21 protein-coding genes are annotated in these 25,719 nt (G+C 43.9%); 8 read left to right on the top strand and 13 right to left on the bottom strand.

The window, feature by feature from the left end:
- Window positions 1–88: 88 nt before the first annotated feature.
- From ACX0G7_RS17715 to ACX0G7_RS17700, 4 genes are read right to left on the bottom strand one after another with little or no spacing between them, the layout of a single operon-like run.
- On the bottom strand, window positions 89–2,482 hold the full coding sequence (locus tag ACX0G7_RS17715; protein ID WP_458924850.1) for a GH92 family glycosyl hydrolase: 2,394 nt from the start codon (window positions 2,480–2,482) through the stop codon (window positions 89–91).
- 20 nt (window positions 2,483–2,502) lie between these two features.
- A complete protein-coding gene (locus ACX0G7_RS17710; protein ID WP_458924849.1) occupies window positions 2,503–3,399 on the bottom strand; it encodes an ROK family protein in 897 nt (298 codons plus the stop codon).
- A gap of 32 nt (window positions 3,400–3,431) precedes the next feature.
- Window positions 3,432–4,832 carry a sugar porter family MFS transporter gene (locus tag ACX0G7_RS17705; protein WP_458924848.1) on the bottom strand — a complete coding sequence of 467 codons (1,401 nt, stop codon included), beginning with the start codon at window positions 4,830–4,832 and terminating at the stop codon, window positions 3,432–3,434.
- Window positions 4,833–4,859: 27 nt separating this feature from the next.
- A complete protein-coding gene (locus tag ACX0G7_RS17700) occupies window positions 4,860–6,659 on the bottom strand; it encodes a class I mannose-6-phosphate isomerase (protein ID WP_458924847.1) in 1,800 nt (599 codons plus the stop codon).
- A gap of 201 nt (window positions 6,660–6,860) precedes the next feature.
- Between ACX0G7_RS17700 and ACX0G7_RS17695 the strand changes: the two genes are divergently transcribed.
- Window positions 6,861–7,586, top strand: coding sequence for a GntR family transcriptional regulator (locus tag ACX0G7_RS17695; RefSeq protein ID WP_458924846.1), 726 nt, complete (start codon window positions 6,861–6,863; stop codon window positions 7,584–7,586).
- On the opposite strand, the gene ACX0G7_RS17690 is transcribed toward ACX0G7_RS17695, so the two are convergent.
- Both ACX0G7_RS17690 and ACX0G7_RS17685 read right to left on the bottom strand, forming a co-directional pair.
- On the bottom strand, window positions 7,587–8,357 hold the full coding sequence (locus ACX0G7_RS17690; RefSeq protein ID WP_458924845.1) for a rhomboid family intramembrane serine protease: 771 nt from the start codon (window positions 8,355–8,357) through the stop codon (window positions 7,587–7,589).
- Window positions 8,358–8,387: 30 nt separating this feature from the next.
- Window positions 8,388–9,269, bottom strand: coding sequence for a CPBP family intramembrane glutamic endopeptidase (locus ACX0G7_RS17685; RefSeq protein ID WP_458924844.1), 882 nt, complete (start codon window positions 9,267–9,269; stop codon window positions 8,388–8,390).
- A gap of 237 nt (window positions 9,270–9,506) precedes the next feature.
- Here ACX0G7_RS17685 and ACX0G7_RS17680 point away from each other — a divergent pair, with 237 nt between their 5' ends.
- Together ACX0G7_RS17680 and ACX0G7_RS17675 are read left to right on the top strand one after the other, a co-directional pair.
- Entirely contained in the window at window positions 9,507–11,882 is a 2,376-nt protein-coding gene (locus ACX0G7_RS17680) for an ABC transporter permease (RefSeq protein WP_458924843.1), read from the top strand.
- 167 nt (window positions 11,883–12,049) lie between these two features.
- Entirely contained in the window at window positions 12,050–12,460 is a 411-nt protein-coding gene (locus tag ACX0G7_RS17675) for a hypothetical protein (protein WP_458924842.1), read from the top strand.
- A gap of 66 nt (window positions 12,461–12,526) precedes the next feature.
- On the opposite strand, the gene ACX0G7_RS17670 is transcribed toward ACX0G7_RS17675, so the two are convergent.
- From ACX0G7_RS17670 to ACX0G7_RS17655, 4 genes are all read right to left on the bottom strand, one after another.
- Complete coding sequence (locus ACX0G7_RS17670) at window positions 12,527–13,225, bottom strand: LytR/AlgR family response regulator transcription factor (protein WP_458924841.1); 699 nt, start codon at window positions 13,223–13,225, stop codon at window positions 12,527–12,529.
- The gene (locus ACX0G7_RS17665) at window positions 13,222–14,241 is read right to left on the bottom strand and encodes a sensor histidine kinase (protein ID WP_458924840.1); all 1,020 of its coding nucleotides are present in this window, start codon (window positions 14,239–14,241) and stop codon (window positions 13,222–13,224) included. Before ACX0G7_RS17665 ends, ACX0G7_RS17670 begins: the two co-directional genes overlap by 4 nt.
- A 90-nt stretch (window positions 14,242–14,331) precedes the next feature.
- On the bottom strand, window positions 14,332–15,606 hold the full coding sequence (locus ACX0G7_RS17660) for an acyltransferase family protein (RefSeq protein WP_458924839.1): 1,275 nt from the start codon (window positions 15,604–15,606) through the stop codon (window positions 14,332–14,334).
- A gap of 83 nt (window positions 15,607–15,689) precedes the next feature.
- Window positions 15,690–16,889: a DUF1624 domain-containing protein gene (locus ACX0G7_RS17655; RefSeq protein ID WP_458924838.1), complete on the bottom strand. Its 1,200-nt coding sequence runs from the start codon at window positions 16,887–16,889 to the stop codon at window positions 15,690–15,692.
- A 221-nt stretch (window positions 16,890–17,110) separates the two neighbouring features.
- Here ACX0G7_RS17655 and ACX0G7_RS17650 point away from each other — a divergent pair, with 221 nt between their 5' ends.
- Entirely contained in the window at window positions 17,111–18,226 is a 1,116-nt protein-coding gene (locus tag ACX0G7_RS17650) for an alkaline phosphatase (RefSeq protein WP_458924837.1), read from the top strand.
- Between the two features lie 84 nt (window positions 18,227–18,310).
- On the opposite strand, the gene ACX0G7_RS17645 is transcribed toward ACX0G7_RS17650, so the two are convergent.
- Window positions 18,311–20,314: an FAD-dependent oxidoreductase gene (locus tag ACX0G7_RS17645; RefSeq protein ID WP_458924836.1), complete on the bottom strand. Its 2,004-nt coding sequence runs from the start codon at window positions 20,312–20,314 to the stop codon at window positions 18,311–18,313.
- Window positions 20,315–20,568: 254 nt separating this feature from the next.
- Between ACX0G7_RS17645 and ACX0G7_RS17640 the strand changes: the two genes are divergently transcribed.
- From ACX0G7_RS17640 to ACX0G7_RS17625, 4 genes are all read left to right on the top strand, one after another.
- A complete protein-coding gene (locus ACX0G7_RS17640) occupies window positions 20,569–21,018 on the top strand; it encodes a thioredoxin family protein (RefSeq protein ID WP_458924835.1) in 450 nt (149 codons plus the stop codon).
- Window positions 21,008–21,982 (top strand): FAD:protein FMN transferase, encoded by a 975-nt coding sequence (locus ACX0G7_RS17635; protein WP_458924834.1) that lies wholly within the window; start codon window positions 21,008–21,010, stop codon window positions 21,980–21,982. Before ACX0G7_RS17640 ends, ACX0G7_RS17635 begins: the two co-directional genes overlap by 11 nt.
- The gene (locus tag ACX0G7_RS17630) at window positions 21,957–22,211 is read left to right on the top strand and encodes a DUF4266 domain-containing protein (RefSeq protein WP_458924833.1); all 255 of its coding nucleotides are present in this window, start codon (window positions 21,957–21,959) and stop codon (window positions 22,209–22,211) included. The genes ACX0G7_RS17635 and ACX0G7_RS17630 overlap by 26 nt, the downstream gene beginning before the upstream one ends.
- Before the next feature lie 75 nt (window positions 22,212–22,286).
- Complete coding sequence (locus ACX0G7_RS17625; RefSeq protein WP_458924832.1) at window positions 22,287–23,537, top strand: DUF3570 domain-containing protein; 1,251 nt, start codon at window positions 22,287–22,289, stop codon at window positions 23,535–23,537.
- 33 nt (window positions 23,538–23,570) lie between these two features.
- On the opposite strand, the gene selD is transcribed toward ACX0G7_RS17625, so the two are convergent.
- Both selD and mnmH read right to left on the bottom strand, forming a co-directional pair.
- On the bottom strand, window positions 23,571–24,623 hold the full coding sequence (gene selD / locus ACX0G7_RS17620; protein WP_458924831.1) for a selenide, water dikinase SelD: 1,053 nt from the start codon (window positions 24,621–24,623) through the stop codon (window positions 23,571–23,573).
- A gap of 1 nt (window position 24,624) precedes the next feature.
- The gene (gene mnmH / locus ACX0G7_RS17615; protein WP_458924830.1) at window positions 24,625–25,689 is read right to left on the bottom strand and encodes a tRNA 2-selenouridine(34) synthase MnmH; all 1,065 of its coding nucleotides are present in this window, start codon (window positions 25,687–25,689) and stop codon (window positions 24,625–24,627) included.
- Window positions 25,690–25,719: the final 30 nt, after the last annotated feature.

Here is a 25,719-nt window from a genome sequence, read left to right as displayed (position 1 = left end):
AAATTATTCTTCACATTTCCGAAGTAGTTTTTGAGTGACACAAATGTAAGCAGTTTTCTTTTCCGGTCAAAACAGTCATCTTCACCGCCTAATATTCATCCACAGGTTTTTGCCCCATCTCCATGATGAGTTTACCACCTGCTGTGATATCAGTCAAGGCAATAAATGGTTTATGCATAGTTTTTCCGTTGAGTTGCATACGCTGAACATATATGTTTTCGGCACTGTTGTTTTTTGTTTCTATCACGAAGTTTTTTCCCGGATAATATTTATTGTTCAGTCGTATCGTCACCTTATCAAACAGGGGGCTGCCCAGTCCTGGCATCGGTTTAATGTCGGTTAATCCTGCTACATCAAACAAGCCGATACTTGAAATAACATACCAGGCTCCAAGTTGACCCTGGTCCTCATCCTGGCCGAAGCCATATCCATGAATACCCTCTGTTCCGTAAAATTGATTACAGATAGCACGCACCCATTTTTGTGTCAGTGAAGGTTTTCCTGAGAAATTAAACAACCATGAAGCATGTAAATTGGGTTGATTGCCATGATTGTAAATGCCTGCTATCCCGGCAAAAGCATCTATATTGGAGCCACCACCAAACAATGCTTTTTCAGCTATAGTGAAAGTACTGTCGAGCCTGGCGTTGAAGGTAGCTCTTCCCAATTTGTTTACAAGAGCCAAAGGCTGATGCGGAACAAAATAAGTGTATTGCCAGGCATTCCCCTCCTGGAAGCCGCGCCATGGTTGTGAAGGATCAAACTTATCAATGAATTTTCCATCTGCCTTTTTCGGACGAATTAATTTTAAAGCAGGATCAAAGATCTGTTCCCAGGCTTTAGATAACTTCATGAGTTGCTGGTAATCTGAAGTTTTACCTAACAGTTTTGCCCATTGCGCAACAGCGTATGCACTATAAGCATATTCCAGGGTATGAGATGCAGAAAACTGCCAGTTTTCACTATCATTCTTCCCCGAGTCCAGATGATTAACATAGCCATATTTGAGGAACCGGTCAACATCGGGTTTACCCGCTCCACGCGGACGATCTCTCCACTCAAGTTCATTTTTCCTTGAAGCTTCATAGGCGAGTTTCACATCGAAGTCGCGTATCCCTGCCATATAAGCACTGGACATCACGAGGCTTACCATATTGGTTCCTACACCGGAGACAAATTTGCTGTTTGCAATTCCATCCCCGAGCCAGCCGGCATCTTTGTAAACAAGTAACTGGCTTTTAATAAGGTCAGCATAAAATTCAGGATAGGCAATTGCCCAAAGCTGGTTCAGGTTCCAGTAAGTACCCCAAACGGCATCAGAATTATAATGATTATGCAGTGGATGATTTCTTTTATCACGAGCAATTTGCCCCACCCTCCCATCATTTGTTGGATAAGCCCCATTAACATCCGACGCCAGACCCCGGCCCAGTAAAGCATGATACAATCCTGTATAAAATTTGATTTTGTCTGCTTTGTTGTTGGTCTCTACTTCAATTTTCCCAAGCTGATCATTCCAGGCTTGCCGGGCTTGTTTTTTTGCATCGTCGAATGACAACGATGCTGCTTCCTGCTGCAGGTTCAGTCTTGCATTTTCAATAGAAGTATAAGAAAGACCGGCTTTGATGGTGATGCTCTCATTTGCTGCGGTCCTGAATGTGAAGAAAGCACCGGCGCCTGTTCCGGAAGTTTCGCTCTTACCCGGCAAAACTTCATTGGCGTTGAACACACCGTAAGCACCCGGTCTCCTATCTGATTGCGCTGAAAAGTACATGGTCACTTCAGCACCGTTTTGATATTTCTGAACATAAACCGGCAGCGTGGTCACAAAACCTTCAACACGACCATCAGGTAATATATTAACCTTCGATTCTTTAATCGATCCACTCTCGCCCTGCCTGTTTCCTATATCGAAGATTATATGAGCTTCTTCTGATGCCGGAAAGGTGTAGCGATGGAAGGCTACTCTTTTGGTTGATGTTAATTCGGCTTTGATACCATAGTCTTTCAGGAATACTGAATAGTAACCCGCTGTTGCTTTTTCATCTTTCCTGTCAAACCTGGATCGATAACCCTCATCAGGGCTCTCAAGTTTGCCAGGTTTAGTCTCCAGCTTTCCAACGATCGGCGCAAATACGATTCCGCCTACCTGGAACTCATGGAAATTCCCAAAGCCTTCAATTGAAGTATGCCTGAAATCATAGCCGGTTGCCTCCCATCCGGATGCATTACCATAACTTCCGTTTGTTGATGGTGCGGGCTTAGCCATTCCAAATGGGACTGCGCCTGGTGTATAATGAAACCACCTGCAATGAGCGGTGCCTATATTCGGGTCAACCCATTGAATCAGATCAGATTTTACCTGGGCATGTAACGACTGCCTGCCCTGTATCAGGCAGCTGCAAATGACGATCATTATCGCAGGCTGAATAACAATTACTGAACGGCGGAAACTCTTTGATCTTAATCGCAGGACCTTCATACTAAGCATCGTTTAAAAAATTAATCAGCGAGTGAACGTTTCTTTGAGTTATACCAGCTACTTACTGCACCAGTTAATGCTGCGTTTTCGCCGTTTACACTTTTATAAATCGTAATGCCGGGATTCCGGTTGCCAACTTGTTTCCTTAGCAACTCACTGAAAAAGGGAAATGCATGAGATATGTTCCCACCTATGACTACTGCCTCCGGATTTTCTGATTCAATAAAACGATTGAGAAATTCGGCGAGATTGTTTCCAAATTCTTCAAAAATACTCCGTACGTGCGCATCCGTGTGAGCGAGGCCAACAAGTTCTTTTACCCCTGCCACAGACTTGCCATTTAACGCCAGGTGCCTTTTAATGAACCACCGGGAAGAGATGTAGTCTTCTGCGATCGAATCTTTGAAAGGTATGTTCCAGAGATCAGCGCTTTCAGCCATGCCATTTTTATAAATAGCTGTCCCAAGCCCGGTACCGAGCGTTAACCCGATTGCATGTTTAACTCCGGTGATAACGCCCGAGAAGACTTCGCCCTGCAGGAAACAGGCGGCATCATTACGGAGATAAAGATATGTTGGATCGATATCCAATAACTCAGCCAATCGCATCTTCACATTTACTCCGTACAATCCCGGATACTTATCCTGGTCCCTGATCAGGCAGATGCCTGCCTCGTAGTCAAAAGGCCCGGGCATGGCAAGGCAGATTTTGCTTATTTCCATAGACCCGGTGGTTTCCCGTATACAACCGGCCCAGTCTTTTATTAGCTCATCTACAGTGGCACCCGGATTTACATTCCGCCGGCAGAGTGATTGTTCCAGGATGTGCTTGTTAATCACATCGACCTGCGCTACGGTTATATGGGAGCCACCTATATCCGCACCTACTGCTACTCCGCTTTCCCTGATCTTATCCAACTCAAATGTGTTTTATATTTATGAAACTGAACTTAAACCAGCGCCTCTTTTTTAACCGCACGGTTTTTCCAATCGCTTTCGATTTCTTCCAGCGTTTTGCCTTTTGTTTCGGGCAGTAATTTATATACGATTACTAAAGCGATTACACAAAATGTCGCGAATACCCAGAAGGTTGCCGCAGTGCCTATACTTTTCAATAATACCGGCGTCAACTGACCAACTATGGTATCGGCGATCCACATTACCATAATGCTCAGTGCCATCGCGCGACCCCTTATCTTATTTGGAAAGATCTCAGCCGCAATTACAAATTTTAAAGGTCCAATTGAAAACGCAAAACAGGCGAGAAATGCCAATACACAAACAAGCAGCCAGATGCTGGTAGTAGCGCCGGTCGCAAAACAAAGCCCTGTCAGGAAAAGGCTGAGCGCGGCACCGGCCGTACCCGCCAGGTATAAAGGCCGGCGGCCGGCGCTGTCAACCTTCCAGATAGCGACCAGGGTGAAAAGCATGTTGGCAGCACCAAATATTATCTGGCTCAATAAAGAATTGCTCAGGGAAATACCAGCATTGCTGAGAATGCTCGGGCCATAATAAATGATTGCGTTGATACCACTGAACTGTGAGAACAAGGGCAGCAGTAATCCGATTATTAACGCCCTTCTCCACCGGGGAGCCAGCAACTCTTTATATGAAACTTTTTGTTCCTGGTGATTGGCCTTAATATTCTCAAAATCTTTTTGCGCTTCTTCAGGCTTGTTTATATTATTAAGGATGACTTTACCTTTCTCTGTGAAACCTTTTTGGATGAGCCATCTCGGACTCTCAGGGACCAGGAACAGACCAAGAAGGAATAATAGCGCAGGCAGCACTCCTATGCCCATCATCCCCCGCCATACTTCTGTTACAAACAGTGTATGAAAAAAGCCTTGCCCTACAGGATTGCCCAGGGCACTGTCGACAAGTCCGGCATTTGTGAGATATGCTACCAATATTCCGAAGGTCAGCGCAAACTGGTAATACGTAATTAATCGTCCCCTTGATTTTGCAGGGGCTATCTCGGATATATATAGTGGAACCACATTCGAAGCGATTCCGATTCCGACACCACCGATAAACCTGGCTACAATGATCCAGGAAAGCGTTGGCATCAGTGCACAACCAAGTGCTGATAAAAGGAATAATATCGCTGATAAAAACAACGGCGTTTTTCGCCCAAGCCTGTCGCTTAACTCACCTGAGAAAGCAACACCGGCAATGCAACCGACCAAGGCAGATGAAACAAACCAGCCTTCCTGGAACGCAGATAAGGTGAATTGCTTTTGCAACAGGGGTAATACACCCGAGATCACGGCCATATCGAACCCAAAAAGAAATCCACCCAGCGATGCTACCAGGGTCGTGATCATCAGGTATACGCTTTTACTCTGCATAGTGTTTTTGCTTTCGGTGTGGCGTTGTTATTTAAGAAAATCAATTTCATCTTTTATAAAAGCCTTTACCAGTTTCGCTTTGACGTTCCCCAGGTTGTTGATGCGGTAAAATGCTGAAGCTGCCGGAACAACAAATGTTTCTGCATAATGAAATATTGTTTCGCGGCCATCGTTGGTTTGTATTGAAATGGACTGGCCCTCAACAAGCATTAATACATGGCAACTTCCATTTGTGTTAACCTCCACGACTGATTCAAATTCCAAACGGTGCACATCATAGAAATGCTCCGGGTGGGTTGGAAGATGGATCAATTCCCAATCAGGCCCTTTTTCGACCAACCGTGGCGTTGATATCAATTGAGTAGTAACCCGGTGACCTTTTCTCGCGAAGTTCAGATTGTTGAAAGCATGTTCGATGTTGATCGCTCTTGGCTCTCCGTTAAGATCAAGCCTGAGCCAATCATACATTTTAAAGGTGAAGATATACGGAGTAGCACTGATCTCAAGAACCAGGTTATTTGCGCCCGCACTATGAACGGTGCCGTTTGGGATCAGGAACAACTGATGTTTATCGGCCGGGTGCGACTGCACATATTTTTCTATAGGAATGATGGTATTGTTGGTACGACTATTTTCAAGCTCCTTGCGGAATTCATCCGGATCAATGTTTTCCTGGAAACCAAGATACACAGCCGCATCTTTTTTGCAGTCAAGGATATAGTATGTTTCATCCTGCGTTATGTGTTCTCCGAAATTTTTTCTGATATATGGCAGTGAAGGATGACACTGGATAGAAAGATTTCCGCCATCCCAGGTATCAAGAAAATCAAAACGTATTGGAAATTCATCACCAAAAAATGAAGCGTGTTTTCCAATTATGGACCTATTGTCTGCAAACATCAGGTAATCAAAAGACAACTCCAGTAAGTAGCCATCGCTCTCAAAAACTATCCCATTTTCGGGAACGATGAGTTCAAAGGACCAGGCATAATTCACTTCATCTTTATTTAAGCCATTGAACCTTTCCTTCATCCATTGACCACCCCAGGCACCGGCTTCAAACCATGGCCTCACCCGGAACACTGATCTGCTCATCGTTTGCAGTGCATGCGACAGGCTTTCAGCGGTCATCCAGTTTAGTGAATCGATCCACTGAACATCTGCGAAAATATCCGCAACCGGCATCACTGCTTTTTTATGCTTATTCAGCACAACCCAGTCGACAAAATAGCACCGTTTGTACATTTCGGATGGACGACCAGGCTCTTTGCATCCCAGGTTCGTGACCGACCCTGCCCTCATCCGGTATTGCAGTTCGTTTTTAGGAAGATCCATATAGATCAACGGCATATCCTTCCAATCTATAAGAGCGGCTCCAGGTCCATACACAATATTGATGTCAAAATTTGGGTCGGGACGGATGAACGCAAGTTTTGCCGGATCATAAAAATCGACCAGCGAACAGTCACACTTCTTACCCCAGGGGCTGTCCCGGCTCCCAAGGAATGGTTCAACCATCAATTCAATTTCAGCAGTTATCTTGAGACAGGCGTTCATATTTATCCAATTCACCCTGATTCCCTTTGTACTAAAAACATCAGAAAGGCCGGAGCGGATATCCTGCCAAAGGATACCGCTGTAACCATCAACTAAAGCTCCCGGGTGCCTGAGGATCCATTCGGCCATCGATTCATATCCACTAAAAATCTTTCCTTTTCCGAGGGAATGAAATGGGTAAATATCATATCCGCCCGCATTTCCGGGTCTCCTCTCGAGGAATTGAGGTAAAAGGGGTTGTAGCGTTTTTCTTTTTTCGCCTTTGTCCATAAATCGTTTATGTTGTAATGTAGGTACATAGTTAGCCGAAATATGGTAATAAACCAAAATAACCGATGAACTTAGCCCCTCAGATTTATTAATCCCGGCGTGGAAAATGAACGTTCCAGATTATCCCCCGGGCTCATTTATGTTAACACATAATGACATTCTTCTTCATTTTATTTAATTTCACCGGAATCAGCAATTGTCATGAAACTAGATCACAAAAGTCACATACCCTTACACGTTCAGGCGGAAAACCTGCTGCGAACAATCATTGCTGATCCCCAGTATGCCAATGGAAAATTGATTCCCAACGAAGTAGATCTTGCCAGGCAGCTTGCAATCTCCCGGACCACTATCCGCCAGGCATTAAACAAGCTGGTTTATGAAGGACTCCTTATCAGGAAAAAAGGTATAGGGACAAAGGTGTCCGGAACAACGGTAAGTTCAAAATCGAACAACTGGCTTTCTTTTTCCCAGGAGATGAAAGCGCGTGGCATCCAGATAAAGAACTTTGAACTACATGTGAGTTGGGTGATTGTGACAGAACAAATTGCCAACTTCTTCGGGATCACAACAGAGAAAAAGATCCTCAAGCTTGAAAGACTGAGAGGTAAACCGGAAGGTCCCTTTGTTTACTTCGTTTCCTACTTCCATCCAAGGGTAGGTTTAACCGGTGAAGAGGATTTCAAGCGACCGCTTTATGAGATACTTGAGAAGGAGCATATGGTGGTGGCCAATCTCTCACAGGAAGAGATCAGCGCCATTGCCGCTGATAAATTTATAGCTGGCAAACTTGAAGTTGAACCGGGAAGCCCTATTCTTATGCGCAAACGGTTTGTGTTTGACCAGGGAGAACGTCCTATCGAATACAACCTCGGTTACTACCGGGCCGACAGCTTTATTTATACGGTTGAGAGCAGGAGAGAATGATTATCGTCTTCGCCTGGATTTAACGGTGGGGCTGGGTATAAAACTCCTCGCGAGTAACAAACCAAAAATGAATCCCCCTATATGAGCCGCATAAGCAATTCCGCCAGCTTCTTCCCCACCCAATGTGCCAAGGCCATTCAACACCTGGAAACAAAACCAAATCCCAACAACCAGGAATGCAGGAATTCTCAGGCTGAATAACAGGAACCACATACGAATCCGCAAGGAAGGAAATAAAAGGATATAACCGCCAAGCACTGCGGAGATGGCGCCTGATGCTCCTATGGCCGGGATAAGCGGATCCTGGTTAAGAATATAGGTAGCGAATACATGGCACAGACCAGCCAGCATCCCTGTCAGCATGTAAAAAATGAAGTATCTCGTATGCCCCATCTTGTCTTCAAGATTATCACCAAAAATCCACAGGTATAACATGTTTCCCAGGAGGTGACCTATGCCGCCATGCAAAAACAATGAAGTAAACAAAGTGAAGAACACGGGAACGGGTGTTGGTCCCAGGCCGGGCATCAGGAATTCCTGCCGGGTCAGTGGATCCTGAACGGTTGTGCTCTCGGTAATAATATCCATACCGCTGAAGATCTCCCCGGGCACAGTAGCATAGGAAAAAGTTACAGAGTAATTGAGGGCCTCATCAACGCCCCAACCCTGCCAGAAGATAAATGAAATTATGTTGAGTGCGATGAGGATATAATTGACAAAAGGCACTATTTGCCGGCCACTATTATCATCACCAATGGGAATCGGTAACATGAATGCTCATATTGCAAACGACGTACCGTGTTATTTCTTCTGTCCTGAATCGCGAATCTTTTTTGTCTTACGCATATATAATTCAGTTAGCAAGATTGCTATTACCAGCATGGCGGCATGCAAAAGCAACCCAGTGTTCTCAGCCCGGCTCAAGGCATCTGGTCCCGGCTTAGCCTGGAAATCCAGTAACCAGATTGCATGATCTCTTGATTTCATCCCTGCCAGGGCCTGGCTGGCGTTGGCGGCGACATGAATACCAAGTGGCATGGCAATGCCACCGGAGCGGATTGCTGCAAGACCGAAAACGTAAGCCCATACTCCGGGGCCGAGCAAAGAGCTCATTATGTCCTGGCCACCTATCATATGATAAGCTGCAAAAGCCAGCGCAACAACTAATTGTATCATGCGAAAATTAAGCCTTTCATTAAGTCTTATAAATGGATAGGATCTGAAAGCCAGTTCTTCCATTAAGGCAAGTGGCACGATGGCTAAATATCCAATTGCCGTTATGGGCGTGAAAACAAAAGCATTGTTTGTTTTAAGTTCGAGTTCACTGAACATGATGAGGACCGAAATCATGATCACACAAATGACCGTACCAATCACATAACCTGATAAAAACCTGGTTATTGATGCCGGTTCTAAGACCAAACCTATTTGTCTGAAAGTCTGTTTTTCACGCCTGAGAAATACATAAACTGTGATTACCGCCGCAGTTGTACCAACTATGCCAAAAATCAATTGAGATACCGATTTGTTGAAGAGCGGAACCAAAAACGAGCCGCCCAGAAAAAGCAGACTCATAAACATCATCCAGAACAACACGGATCTAAGGATGGCAGAAACCTTTGGGTCTTTAAGGAATGAGCTTATTGTCGTTGCGTCCCCGGAATGAGCCAGCCGTTTTTCCATTGATATTTATTAAGTCTCCAAAGGAACCAAATACGACAGACTGACAAAATAAAATCGACAGAAGGCCTGTTTTTTCCAACGAAGCTTTGATCAGCTTATGCGCGGTTACGATCAGGAAATCGTTCATTAATGAACACCGCCGGTCCAGGTAAAATATGAAACAAGCTGGTAATCTTACAGTTCGCTAAATGGCACAGCAGTTGGACTAATGAATGATCCTACTAATAGGTCCACTAAATGGTGCCTTTCAATTTCAGCCTGGGAGTCCGTAACATCTGGAAGAACAAAGTTTTTTCATTGATAAACATCAGCGGCCTTGCCCTCACGATGGCCGCTTGCCTCACGCTGGCACTGTTTCTCAGGAATGAATGGAACCACGACAGCTTCCACGAGAATATTGATTCAATTTACAGGATAACCGGATTGTTGGAAAAGGACAGTAAAATCTATCGAACTGCGTCCACGGAAATTGCCGCAGGTGAATTGATTCAAAATGCTCAACCGGATCTTATTAATATGGTCAGGTTCGCCCAACTGACGGATATAGTCAGGAGTGGAAACCGGAACTTTGAAGAAAATCAGATCCTGTTTACTGACAATGCTGTATTTACGGTTTTCAATTTTCCGCTTCTTAAAGGTGATCCCCGCAACGCATTACTTTCTTCGAAAGATGTTGTGATCACCGAAGCCATGGCCGACAAGTATTTCGGATCGCAGTGGAGAGATGATGAATCAATTGTTAACCGGTCATTTAAATTACTGAACCACGGAGAATTCAGACTTGCGGGTATCGCTAAAAATTTACCTGCCAACTCCAGCATAAGGTTCGACTTTCTCCTACCATTCAGTTCCATGTCTGCTGACAACAAAGATCCGATCAACGGCGAACCAAAACTTGTTCATACCTATGTGCAGCTGGCAAAAGGAACGGATACTAAATCTTTAGGAAACAAACTTAAGGACATCTGGAAGCTTCCTCCCGGCTATACAAAACTGGATATAGAGCTGCAACTACTGCGGGAGCAGTACCTGCGATCATCGTTCGATCTACATACAGACTGGGGCAAAAGAAGTGATATCAGCTATGTCCGGCTTTTTTCAGCGGCCGGTATGGTTCTATTAATAATAGCCCTGGTCAACTTTATCAATCTCACCACTGCGAGATCATTAAAAAGAGCCCTGGAAGTGGGTATGCGGAGACTGACCGGCGCGTCGCGCGCAGAATTGGCCATACAATTCCTCGGGGAGTCAATGATCGTTTCGATCATAGCTGGAGTTGTTGCCCTCATTTTTGTTACGGCTTCACAGGAATGGCTTGCAGGGTTTACCGGCAACGTATTCTATGATTGTTTATCGAGCTCGCCGATCCTGGTTCTCTATTTTTCATTCATTTTGTTTGTTGGTCTAATAGGTGGTTTATACCCGGCGTTCATATTATCCGCATTCAGTCCCGCAAATATCATCAGAAGAAAATGGAGCAATCAATCAGGAAAAGTCTTTAGGCAGATATTGGTTGTTTGTCAGTTCGCCATCTCAGTGACGCTGATCACCTGCACATTTTTTGTGTACAGGCAGATAAATTTTATAAGGCATAAGGATCTTGGTTTTCACAAAGAGCAATTGATGAATCTACGCCTTGCCGGAAAACTAAAATATAATTCAACAGTACTTCGCGAAGAACTCGAAAAGTTACCCGGCGTAATTAGAACAGCAGCATCAACTATTTCACTTTTGGAAGATACAAACGCAGGATTTATACATTGGAACGAAAGTAAATCACCCATGAAGATCTCTGCCATCTATGCAAATACTGATCATGATTTTATTCCCGTACTTGGCCTCGAACTGTTGGCCGGTTTAAATTTTCCGAAGCAACTGAATGATGACACTGCGGCCTTCATCATCAACGTTTCTGCGGTAGAGGCGATGGGAGAAACTATAAGCGGTGTGATAGGCAAACCTATCCTGTGTAATGAAATGCCAGGCTTAGTCACAGGTGTGGTCAAGAATTTTCATTTTAAGCCACTGAAGACAGGAATCGAACCATTTATCTGCGGTTACCAGCCAAAAAGCGGTTACTCAAATATGTTTGTCAAAACGCATGAGGTTGATTCAGAGAAATTGATCAGGCAAATGGAAAATGTTTACACTCAATTTGAACCTGATATTCCATTCCGGTTTACAATTCTGCGTGATGCGCTGGAAAAATCATATACAGAAGAAAAGCGCATTGCCTCCGTAATCATGCTTTTTGCGGTGCTCACTATATTTATTGGTTGTTTCGGACTCTTTGGTCTTACACTTTATTCATCGGAAAGAAGGATTAAAGAAATCGGGATAAGGAAGGTATTGGGCGCAGGAATAAATTCCATTGCTACAACCCTTACGAAGGATTTTATGCTACTCGTTTCATTGGGGATCCTAATAGCGATACCGGTAGCCTGGATGCTGATCAACAGTTGGCTGGAACAATATGCTTACCGCATTGAAATCGAATGGTGGGTATTTGCAATTGTAGCAATGATGGTACTTCTGATTGCCTGTATTACAGTGGGGCTTCAAAGCCTGGCGACGGCAAAAATTAATCCCATAAGGGTTTTGAGATGCGAATAAAGGCCGGGGTTATTCCTAATTTGGGAATCACAAAAAAAATAATCCCGTTTACTTATTGATTACCAATGAAAGCCCGCGAAATTCATAAATATTCAACCAGGACTTGTATGTGTTTGAAGCAAAAAAGCGTTTAATGGGAACAATCCGTAACCCTAAACCCCAAACCCTTGAAACCCTTAGAGTATTTGTATTTCAACATCTACAATCATTGCTATCAACGCAGTGATCATTCCGGCGATTTATTATCACGATTCCAGGCCATGTACCTGCTTTCCTTTTCTACCGGTGGATGGGTATTATTTTTTCAGGCGATGTACCTGCGTACGATAAAACATTCATGGTTCACATCGAAAGATGGCGCTATGACTTTCGCTTTATCTGTGTACCTCGTGACCGCGATGATCTTCCACCGGATATTTATTGTAAACGAAAAGGACCAACAGATCCTGAGTAAGTATGAATCAGCGTGGAACAACAATCCAAACAAAAAACGCGACTTACTGATCTCGATCATTATCATCACGGTTCCGTATGCTTTGCTTGCCTCCATGTCATTGGTGTTTCCAAGGAACCAGTAAACCAAATTGCTTATGACCATGAACCGATTCATGGTCATAAGCAATAACAATTTCATCAGAGAAACATCAGCGCTTCAGGATATTTCCATCAACCAGTTTTTTCATCAGCACCTCGCGGTGCTGCTTTGATAAAGGAATCATCTTGCTTCCGCAAAAAACAAAGTTTGCGTCCACGGCGTTAACCGAGTCGGTATTCACAACCCATGATTTATGAGTCTGTATGAAATGAGGAGGGAGCTGATCGAGCACCGCTTTCAAAGTAATATGTGTCAGCCATTTTTTTTCTGTTGTTGAGATGGAAATATAGTTTTCAAGTGCTTCTATATACAGAATATCGCTAAATATTACTTTCTCTAAACGACCTTCACATTTTATAAATATATAGCCTGGTGCAACAACTGCCCTGCTCTCAAAATATTCAGCGGCCTTGTTTGCGGACTTAAGAAACCTGTCAAATGAGATGGGTTTCAACAGGTAATCCAGCACATCAAGTTCAAAACCCTGCAGTGCGTAATTTTCATAGGCGGTTGTCAAAATCACCTTCGGCATAATCCTGGCAGATTTAAGAAAGTCTATGCCGGTAAGAAAGGGCATTTCGATATCAAGAAATACCAGGTCCACTGAACGATGCTGTAAAAAAGTATTTAGCTGTATTGCATCTTCGCAAACACCGGTAAATTCGAGGAAAGGTATACGGGCGACATAGTTCTCCAGTCCCCGTCTTGCGATAGGCTCGTCGTCAGTAATAACACAGGAAATCTTCATATCGGACTTAATTTCAGTTCAGCTTTGTAATAATGTTTGGTTTGCTCAATGGAAAAAGTATGCTTGTCAGGATAAAGGAGCCGAAGTCTTTTTTGCAGGTGGTCATGCCCTATTCCGCCGCCCCTGCTTTGTTGTCGTTCAGGCAGACTATTTTGCACAGAAAAATGAATATCGCTTCCATTCATTCCCGCTTCTATAATTATTCTCAGGTTTCCACCAACATATTTAAATGCATTTTCCACCAGTGGAAGTAAAAGCAACGGATAAATTTTCGCGTTCTTCACCTCTTCCTGGTAACTGATCTGCAAATCGAGAGTTCCTGCCGAACGCTGTTTTTGCAAATGAATGAAATTATTGAGATGCTCCAGTTCCTGTCGCACATCAATCATATGTTGTTGATCGTTTAGTTGGTATCGCAACAATTCAGCAAATTTTTCAACCGTACGTTTTGCTTCCGGCACATCTTCGTCCATTTGAAAATATATCGTGTTCAGGGCGTTGAAAATAAAATGCGGATGATATTGGGCCTTTAGAAAACTTAGTTCAGTCCGGAGATTTTCAGTTTTCATTCTTTCCATTTGTGTCTGTTGCTCGATATAATATTTTAAATAGTGATTGCCACGTAAAATGGCGTAATAAAGCAGTGAATATAACACCGCAATGATGTTGGCAATAATCAGATCCGATTGGCCGATGGGATCTTTGTTCAGGTAATGGATAAACAGTAAAGCAGGATTGATGATTGCCACTATCATACAAAAAACGTAAGCAAACTCTTTTGTTAGATTTTTTACATTGATTAGCGGGCGCGACTTACCCAGGCCTGCAGTGATAACCTGTAACAACCTATAGACCAGGTAAGAAGTCATAATCACAAACACCACTTCAATTGTATTAAATAACCAGGGGCGGTCCCAAAACTGTTCGGAGGAAAAAGTGTCGGTTACAAGGCGTATGCTTACATAAATCACCAGTCCGAATATAGCAGGATTGAGATATGGAAGAATTTTTCGCATCTTAAAATACTTGAATAAAACTTTTGGCTACGATGAATAGCTTTGCCCCGGCCGATGATGAGTAATAGTTCTTAAATGACATCGAATCTTTCAATAGGTTCTCATTGATTCATGATGCGATAATCTGGGTTTGGCATTTGGCCCGCTCTCAATGACTGGTCCGGTGTTTTGTTTTTTGCTCTCTATGTCCGGCGCGGCTGTAGGAGGCGTTTCCATTGTCTTTGCCGGGTTCATTTTACCTCCCATTAAAAAACGCATCAATGCAAACGGACGGATAAATAAATGATATATAAATATACTCGTAATTAAAGTGGTAATCACAATGAATATGTATTTGGACAGGATGGTATCGCCGGTCTTCACCACATAAAAAGCTATCACCACAATTACTGATTGATGCAGGATATAAAAAGGATATGCCGCGCCGTTTAGATAATTCAACGAAACATTGTAACCATTCAGGTATTTCCGGCCGTAGCCGATGATAGCAAAAACCCAACACCAGGCTGTAATGGCATATAGCGACAAATAAGCATAGTTTTTTATTGTCGATGGAAGATCAACCAATTGCTCAGCGGGCTCAAGGTCATTCCAGCGCAGGTAATTTATAAATAAAAATGCCGAAACGGCTGCAGTTAACGAAACCCTGCGATTTCGTTCAAGGCTTAATACCAATGCAGGAAAACGGAAAATGAAGAAGCCTGCGACAAAAAATAACAACCAATAAATAAACCAGCACCAGTCATTTACCAGGTTATGGGTCTGGGGGAAATGTCTTACCATGGCGACAAAAAGTATCACAGACGGAATCATCACTAAATAGATTTTTTTTCCAGTCGGAAGTAGATTCAGCCAGGGAAAATTGCCTTTTACTTTGGTCGTCAACCTGACCAGCGGTGCAAGTAGCAGGTCATACACAAAAAGATATACAATGAACCAGAGATGGTGCCAACTGATGTTTCCCTGCGGGTAAGCCCCGCTTGTGAGAAGGGAAGCATAGAAGTCTGTCAGGCTTCCCTTGAAGCCCTGGTTCAGCCTCTCCATGTACACCTGGACCGGTACAATAAATACGATGCCGACAATTACCGGGATCATTAATCTTTTAAACCTAAGCCAAATGAACTCACCACCTGTTTTCCGTTTCAGTATAAAATGTGCAACCGCCCCTGATATAAAAAACAACAGCGGCATCCTGAAACGGCTTAAAAAGAAGTTGAATTCAAGGAATAGACTGGAGGTTTCATTGTTTTTTATATGCCAGTCACTTTCTGCTGCAAATGGCATAGCACTATGAAAAAAAAGCACACCGATAATTGCGCCGATTCTTAACCAGTCGAGGTAATACAAACGATTTGAGTCCTGCATTGTAATTTTTTACAAACATAAACGCAGGTTCAATGTGCCGAAAAATGCTTTGACCAACACTATCTTTTTGTTGACCAAACTGCTTAGACATAGCTTAACCACCACTGCCTGTGAGTTTGTTTATATCTTCCAAACCAGGCACAGAGAGGATACAAGGCAGCCACGACCAATATCCACATGCCATAAGCAGCGGAAAGCGACAGACCTTCGCCGGGAACAATAAAATGAAATGGAAATGACGGTAAACCCTTTACGCCTTCTGCGAATGTATGCCCGCGTAACAGGAACATCATCGCAGTCAGTGCGTGTAAAATATAGAAATGGAGTATATAATAGAAGAAGGGCACCCGACCATATATCGTAATCACTGACACAAATTTTCGCGGCAAGTGCTGCAGGAAGCTCAGTAATACCAGGGCAGGACCAAGGGTCATGCAGAGATATAGCAATGAAGGTGGATATTTCTGTGTGTTCAGAAACGAAAGAACGGTAAAGCCCGGTGTCCTCTGTGTAGACCAGTGCAAGGGATCCCCATAAAGATTGGTGTATCTCAAGACGATAAACAGCAAAATGGCAGCAAGCCCGATATAACGCGCAACCAGGGGCCTTGGTGCACCATTGGCCCCGCTTGTATAAATCTTCCCGAATGCATAACCAATCATCATTACACCCGTCCAGGGAACAAACGGATAGAAGATACCAAGAAAATGTTCTTCCGAAATGGGTAACATGGCAGGACGGTGTACCAGGTTATAAAACACCGAAGCAGGTGCAGAGGAAGAACTTTCTAAGAAATCAAGTGAATTATGGCCAAACACTATCAGCAGGCCAATGGCTGTCAACAAAGAGAAAGGTAGCCAGATACATGCGGCAAGGATTATCATGCTGATTCCCATTGCCCAGATTACCTGCAGAATGATGAGTCCGAAATGAATGTCAAAGGTTATCCCGAAGCTCATGATGACGAGGTCAACTACGATGAGCCAAAGCCCCCGCTTCAATAAAAATGCAGACAGCTCCTTTTTTGACTTACGAAGCGACTGTAAATAAATGGAAGTACCTGAAAGGAAGACAAACACCGGTGCGCAAAAATGGGTGATCCACCTGGTGAAAAAGAGTGCCGGGGTTGTTGTCGCCATATCCACCGGATCACTCGTAAAAGCAGCACTATGAAACATTTCCCGGGAATGATCGAGTGCCATGATAATCATAACCAGGCCTCTCAGTGCGTCAATCGAAAATAAACGGTGGGCAGTCAGATTTTTTTCAGTTGATAAGGTCATGGGCAGATATTTATGGAACGATGCCGGTTTCCGTAGGTTCAGAAAAACCGGAAGATAAGACTCTCAGCAAAATATCTGTAATGATCTGACCAGGATCAGGATAAAGATAGCAGCCCGGATCAGGGGCTGGAGGGTACAGAAGCACTGCCCGTAACAAACTAATTACGAGAATACCCTTACAAAAACTTGTAAAAATCTAATATTATAGATACTTTGTTCGGATGAACGTAAGAATTGCCAGTTTAGTATTGGGCGCCCTCACTTTTTTCCTCTGCTGTTGTCACAAAAGCGAAGAAAGCGCCCAATCTTTGGGTCAGCAGACTAAGTCGGCAAATGGCAAACCAACTAAAATCATATTACTTATCGGGGACGGAATGGGAACCGCCCAGATTTTTGCGGGGCTTACAGCAAACAAAGGAAAGCTCAATATAGAGCGATGCACCGCTATCGGTTTTCATAAGAGCCAGTCCTTTGATCAGTACGTGACTGATTCAGGTGCCGGGGCTACGGCATTCTCGACAGGTTCAAAAACAAATAACGGATCAATCGGCGTAGATGCAACAAGAATATCGAGGCCAACAATACTGGAGATTGCTGAAAGTTATAAAAAGGCTACCGGCATGGTCACAACCTGTTCCATCACACATGCCACACCTGCAGCATTTATCGCACACCAGGTATCGCGGACACTGGGGGAAGAAGTGGCTATGGATTTCCTGAAAACAGATATTGATGTGTTTATCGGGGGAGGTAAAGATCATTTCGCCCAAAGAAAAGATGGTAAAAACTTATTGGATAGCCTCAGAAAAAGAAATTACCAGGTAGTGGAATCCTTTCCCGAGATCACAAAAATTACCTCTGGTAAGCTTGCCGGTTTCACCGCCAATGCAGAACCGATAAGGATGATTGATGGCAGAGGACCCCACCTCGTACAAGGCACCAAGACTGCATTGACCATTCTTAACAAAAACCCTAATGGATTTTTCCTCATGGTCGAAGGATCGCAGATTGACTGGGGATCTCATAATAATGACGCAGCTTACCTGACTTCTGAACTTATCGATTTTGATGAGGCTGTGGGTGTCGCTCTGGATTTCGCCCAAAGAGACGGGAACACGCTTGTAATTGTCACCGGTGACCATGAAACAGGCGGCTTATCACTTATAAACGGTGACATGAAAGCTGGTACAATTGAAGCAAAGTTCTCAACCAAAGGACATACCGGGGTTATGATACCGGTTTTTGCCTATGGCCCCGGCGCTGAAAGATTCATTGGCATTTATGAGAACTCTTCCATCTTTGACAAGATGCTTGCCGCATACGGGTTCAAAGATTAATTCTCCGCCTGGTATTAATTACTTACCATGGAAATGGTGAGTCAATGTTTTCTGACTCACCACTCCAGGCTGATAATTTTTGAATTATTTTATAGGTTTTAGCAAAACGGCATCCGCCAACACCACGCCATCGGCTCCTTTTGTGGTGATTTTGATAAAAGGCTTTTTCGTTTTTGACAGTTTGTATCTTCCAAGATGAATCCATTCACCGGATGTTTGTCCCAGGGCAACAAGCTCCGATAATTTCACAGGGATCTCAGTTTCTTTAGCTCCATCATAAACCACGACAGTTATAGTTTTTGCAAGGTCCTGGTATTTGGGAAGAAAATAAGCATATACCTCGTAACTGCCATCTTTGGAGATTACAGGATTGAATTTCACCGATGATCCAACCGCGCCTTTTTCAGCAATAAGCGTTGAAGGACCAAAACCAACATTTTTCTTTATGCTCCAGTTTCCGCTCAACTCAACTAATGATTTATCATCGTTATCGATCACAATCTCAGGTGTGCTTCCATCGGCAAGCGGATTCGATCTTAATGCCGATTGAAGTTTTTTGATATCAACTTTCTGAACACTTGATCTGGCATCGATCGCCTGCACCGCGGCAAAAGCAGCAGATTGTCCCAACACCATAAATACGGGTTCCATCCTGATTGAACCGTATGCAATATGACTGGCAGACAGGCAAACAGGAACAAAAAGATTTTTACAGTCGCTTTCTTTAGGTATGATTGAACCATAGGAAATAGGATAAGGTGGAAAACCACCAATCTGAACATCACCTTCATTTTTTACCATTCCATTAACCACCAGGCGCTGACAATTATGGGAGTCCATGGTATAAGCGGCCATCCCAACACCATCCTGAACCACTTCTTTGCCCTCGCAGTTTGCCTGGGTCATCACATAATGGCCAACCATTCTTCTGGCTTCTCTTACATACATCTGCGGGCTCCAGTTGCCGTTATCGGTGTACTCATCTTTAGGATAACCCCATTTCTGCATAGAATCACGGAGATGTGAAGGCATGCGCGGATCATGACCAATGAAATACAACAGCCCTTTATTGTAGTCTTCATGATCTTTCTGAATTTTCTTTCTTGTGGCATAATCGGCTTCAGGGAAACTGTAGTTCATCCCGATCATATCAGTAGAAAACGGCCCGGTATTATTAATATCCGTTTTGTTATTGGGCATGAGATCGAATTTCAGGAAACCCCAAAGATTTCCTGCAGGCTTCTTTTCAAGGTAACGAAGAAGAAGTTCGTATTTTGATGCATCATAATTATCCGGCTTTGTGATAGGTATCATATTATCTGGCCGGTTAGTCAGGCAGATGCGAAAATTGTACGCCTGTACTTTATTATCTCCTGATCCCTGAGGTGCCAGTGCAGCATCAGAGATACCCCATAACAAACCACTGTTTTTATCTCCCGGTATTTTATACGGATCTATGCCATCTGGAAACTGGTGCTTATTCAACAGCTGTACACCATTGTATGTTTCACCGTATTTTTTATTATCCTCCCTTCCGACCGTATACGATACCCCGGCTTTCGCCATCAGGTCCCCTTCATAAGTACAATCCATAAACATCTTCGCCTTAACGGTTGCTTTTACATTCGCCACAGCTCCTGTTGCACTAAATGTAGCTGAAACGAGGTAACCATCTTTTTTGACAACATCAGCAAGCTGGTGTTCATAAAGTACCTTCACACTTGCATTTTTGATATATTCTTTAAGAATATTTTCAGCAACATGAGGTTCAAAGATCCACTGCTCCAGTTTGCCATAGTGATTTCCGATTCTGCGGTAAAAATCAAGGGAAAGGCCGGAAATAGCATATTTGTTACCAATATCTGTGTATCCAAGTCCGCCGGTGGTCAGGCCACCGAGGTGCCTCCCGGGCTCAATCAACAATACTTTTTTGTTCAGACGGGCTGCAGTATATGCGGCGATAACTCCGGCAGAGCTGCCTCCATATATACAGATATCTACTTCTGTGATCGCCTGGCCTTTTACCGAAGGAGACAGCAGCATTAAAAAACTACCCAGGAAAATAAAAACATTTTTATACAATTTCATTTGATCTGAACTTATTAGTTGAAAAATTGATGTGGTCGTTGCAAGGTATGCGGAATTCTGATCGATGGGGGTGATGGTTAAAATATGATTAGATTTCAGATCCAGCCAGCGTAATAATACGCGAAAAGGGCAATAAAACCCATGATTCCGGAAATCTGACACAGTTTTTGTTAAGTAGAAACATACACAAAATCCAAAAATATACGTTACCTCATACCGGACCTATCCTATCCTACAAATAACAACCATTTTATATGAAAAACCTGTTTCGGTTACTGACACTGATTACTATCTCTGTTATCTTATTCTCCTTCAATTTTTGGCAGAAAGACTTTGACACGGCGCGTCGGCTTGCCACTGAAAAAAATCAACTAATTCTCTTAAACTTTTCAGGATCAGATTGGTGCGGTCCATGCATCAGGATGGAAAAGGAAATATTTGCCACTGAAACCTTTCAGAAGATGGCCGAAGCTAACCTGGTCCTGCTCAACGCAGACTTCCCACGTATCAAAAAAAATCAACTCAGCAAGGAACAACGTAATGCTAACGAGATGCTGGCAGAAAAATATAATCGTGAGGGAAAATTTCCATTTACGGTCCTTATGACTCCTGAAGGCAACGTGATCAAAACCTGGGAAGGACTTCCTGATGAAGATGCCGAAAAGTTTACTTCGACGATAAAGAAGTTATGCGATGAACACTAACCTGGTTGCCTTACCACACTTACAGGAAATAAAAAGATCAGCGAAGTTGATGGGAAACAACTTCGGAATTATCGTGGTGGCCAGGGACCCCGATTGGGCAAACGAAAGGATAGACAGCGCAATCAGGGAGATAAAAAGGATTGAACAACTGTTGACTACTTTTTCCGAAAGTAGTGAAACATGCCGCATCAATGCAAATGCCGGCTTATCTCCTGTTCGCGTTTCAGAAGAAGTTTACAATCTGATAGAAAGATCCATACGCATTTCATCCTTAACTGACGGCGCATTCGATATCAGCTATGGGTCGCTTGATAAATCCTTATGGAACTTCGACCGGTCCATCACCAGTCTTCCCGATCCGCAAACAGCCATGCAGATGGTTAAACTGATCAACTACCGGAATATAGAACTCGATCAACAAGCATCTACTGTATTCTTAAAGCAAAAAGGCATGAGGATTGGCTTTGGTGGAATCGGCAAAGGCTACGCAGCTGAAATGGCCAGGGCGCTGATGATGCGGGAAGGTGTTGAAAGTGGAATTGTAAATGCCTCAGGAGATTTGATTACCTGGGGACGACAGGCGAATGGCAACGCATGGACCATTGGAATTGCTGATCCTGATAACGCAGCGCTTCCGTTCTCATATCTTAATATATCCGATGTTGCAATTGCGACTTCGGGTAACTATGAGAAATATGTTGTGATCGATGGTAAAAAATATTCACACACTATAAACCCGAAAACGGGTTTACCGGTAACCGGGATTAAAAGTGTAACTGTCATCACAACTAATGCCGAGCTTGCTGATGCCATGGCCACACCTATAACGGTAATGGGCATACGCGCCGGTCTGAACCTCGTCAACCAGATGCAACATATTGCATGTATCATAATAGACGACGATAACAATATTTATACATCAAAAAATATACATCTGCATGAAGCGGCCGCAATATCCTGTTAAATCAATTTCTGCTCACGGGTCTATACCGACTCTGATTACCGCTGCCGCAATTTTGCTTACTGCCTCATGCACGACGGTAAAAGAGTATCAAAAAAACAAACTGAACGATTCAGAGATGAGCCTTGGTAACCGGAAAGTTGAAAAGTCAGAGCTTAATTTTCAATCTTACCGCGAAGGCGCTTCCGGCGCTAATTCAGGTAAAAGTGGCGGAGGATGCGGGTGCAACTGAAGCCAATACTGAGCCGTATGGGATAGATTGACCAGGATTAACATCCAATAATGTTGAGAAGCCAAAACAAAACTGATGAAGAGAATTTTTCTTACTGCCGCAGGACTCCTCTCCCTGCTCCAGATATTTGCACAAAGAAACGACAGCGGCCTCCAGAGCCGGGATCAAAACAGTGACAACAGTTTTCAAAGCCGAAAACTGAGCAGTGACAGTGGTTTCAAGAGCCGTAAGCTCAGGATCGATGAGATCAATCTCGTGTCCAGTTACTATAAGCAGGATGGAAACAATGCTGCAGTCACTGGCGGCATCGGTTCACAGAAGTTGACCGATTTTGCCAATGTGATTGATATAAACCTTATCAGTTTCGATAGAAAGCAAAGAAAACATTCCATCGCTATTGAGATGGGCGTTGATCACTATACATCAGCTTCATCTGACCGGGTAGACCTCAAGGCAAATTCATCAGCATCAAGTTCAGATACCCGGTTATATCCCTCTGTTAGCTGGTCCAGACAAAATGATAAAAAAGGTACATCAATAGGTGCCGGCTTTTCTTATTCCGGTGAATACGACTATCAGTCTTTTGGTGGAAACATAAACTTCTCTGCCAAATCAAAAAATCGCAGCGGAGAGTTCAGTGCCAGGTTCCAGGCGTTTTTTGACGAGGTTACTAAAATTATACCTGTTGAATTACGAACAGGCGCAAGCACCGACAAATTGCCGGCCGAAAAAAGCGCCAGGAATACATTCGCAGTAAGCATGTCCTGGTCACAAATCATCAATAAGGAATTGCAGGTAATGATACTCGGCGACATTATACAACAGGAAGGTTATCTCGGTCTGCCATTTTACCGCGTATACTTCAGGGATAGATCGGTACACCAGGAAAATTTACCTGATAACAGAACCAAAATTCCGTTAGGCTTGAGAGCATCTTATTTTGCAGGCGATAAAATTATTGTAAGGACATATTTTCGCTATTATATAGATTCCTGGGGCATCAAGTCGAACACGGCGAGTTTAGAAGTGCCTGTCAAGCTTTCTCCTTTTATTTCGATAAGTCCGTTTTACAGGTGTTATACTCAATCAGAGAGTAAATACTTTGCGCCTTACCAGGAACATACAAACGAGGATATATATTATACGAGCAACTATGATCTTTCGAAGTTCAGCAGTTCTTTTTTTGGTGCTGGAGTGAGACTCGCCCCGCCGACAGGTGTCTTTGGTATGAAGCATGTTTCGGTGTTCGAAATCAGGTATGGTCACTATTCAAAAAACATCGACATGAATGCAAATGTCGTCACGCTGAACCTGAAATTTAAATAACAGGCGACCCGATCTTGTGAACATACGGACAAATCATTCAATCACAGTGATAAGCTTATCAGAACCTGAATCTTCCAGCACACCAAAAGAATCGCAACATTCCGCCGGGAGCCTTAATTCCCGCAATAGCTTTTCGAAGGCTGTAATGCCATCTTCTGAAACCGCCACCAGCAGCCCACCACTGGTCTGTGGGTCACTTAAGATATTCTGTGCATCAGACCGAAGCGCACTCACTTTGTGCCCGTAACTTTTCCAGTTTCTTACAGCGCCTCCTGGTATACATTGCTGAACAAGATATTCATGCAAGGAAGGGATAACAGGCACCTTTTTAAATTCGATGGTTGCGGTAAGGCCGCTGCCTTCGCACATTTCAGCAAGATGGCCAAGCAGGCCAAAGCCGGTGACGTCCGTTAATGCTTTTACATAATCCAGCTTACCAAAAAGTTCTCCCGGCTTGTTCAAAGTAGTCATGCTCTTCAATGCCAGCAATTGGTCCGCTGGTTGTAATAACCCTTTTTTTTGTGCAGTAGATAATATACCGACTCCAAGGGGTTTTGTAAGATATAACCTGCATCCGGCCGTAGCTGTGGAATTTTGTCTCAGATGTTCCTTATTCACTATTCCATTTACTGCGAGACCGAACACGGGCTCGGGGCAGTCAATGCTATGGCCGCCGGCAAGTGCGATCCCTGCCTCTGCGCAAACCGACCTGGCTCCTTCCAGTACTTTTTGAGCGATCTCCGGCGCAAGTTTTTCTATCGGCCAGCCAAGGATGGCGATAGCAAGCACCGGTCTGCCACCCATCGCATATACATCACTGATAGCATTCGCAGAAGCGATTCGTCCAAAGTCGTACGGATCATCCACAATAGGCATGAAAAAATCGGTGGTACTGATGAGTGCAGTGCCATTACCGAGGTCAAGTACAGCAGCATCATCGCGATCCTTATTGCCGACAATCAATCCGGGATCGATGAAAGATGGGATCGGACTATGTAGTATCTTATCCAGCACGGCAGGACTTATCTTGCAACCACAGCCAGCTCCGTGCGAGTAAGCAGTGAGTTTTATATCAGTCAGGTTCAAATTAAATAGTTTGAATGTTGAGTCTTTTATCAATGATTGTTTCGGGATCCATTATTGCATCTAATAATATCCTGGCGTTCTCATGATGATTGAGCGTCTCTAATTTCACGGCGTGGAATATGGCGGGCGTTTTTTGGCTGAGCCCTTTTTTATACGCCTTATCATAATACATCAAAACCTGCCGGATGAAATCTGCCATCCGGTTTTCTTTGATCGCAGCTACCGCCATTTTACATTGTTCTGAGCCGAGGCGTTTTCGTATTTTTTCAGTGGAATCGATCAGGAAGTTTTGGTCGAGGGATCCATACTCGGCGGTTAACGATTCCACCCTGAGCTCAACCGGAAGCTGAATGTTTACAAACCTGCCAGCCTGCATCTGTGTCCAGAATGGCCGGGGTACCTGGCAACGGCCGATATTTATACTTTCATCCTCTACCCATACCCTTCTTGCCGGATCCAGTTTTGACAATGCAAGGCCAAGATTATTTTCGAATTGTTCCTGGGTTGGCTGCACCAGTTTATTCATCGACCCATAAGCGGAACCCTGGTGCGAAGCGATGTCTTCCAGATCGATCACCTGCTCACCCGCCCTGATCAGTTCGTGTAAGATCTTTGTTTTGCCCGATCCCGTCATCCCGCCCACAACACAGACTTCAAAGGGTTTTGCAAATTGCTGATAAATCCAACGACGAAAGCTTTTATATCCACCGGTAATTACGTGCACATCAAATCCATACAGGCTAAGTGCCCAGGCAACTGCGCCGCTCCGCATACCACCCCGCCAGCAGTGCACGGCAACTTTTTTATCGGGAGCGATAACCAGCGCGTCCCTGATCAGGTTGGACCATTTTGGCCCTACCAGGTCAAAGCCAAGCAGGATAGCAACCTCTTTACCCTGCTGTTTGTAAGTTGTGCCCACCTGGACACGCTCCTCGTTCGAAAACAACGGAAGATTACAGGCACCGGGAATATGTCCATGGGCAAATTCAGCAGGCGTTCTGACGTCCAACACCCGGATTTCAACCTGGGAATGTAAATACTGAGAAATCGTGATTGAGTGGAGCATATTATTCAAAAGCCGAATTAACCCGGAATA

The sequence above is a fragment of the Flavitalea antarctica genome, from assembly GCF_054461535.1.
The sequence above is the reverse complement of the archived record's forward strand: the minus strand, read 5'-3'. Positions and strand labels throughout refer to the sequence as shown.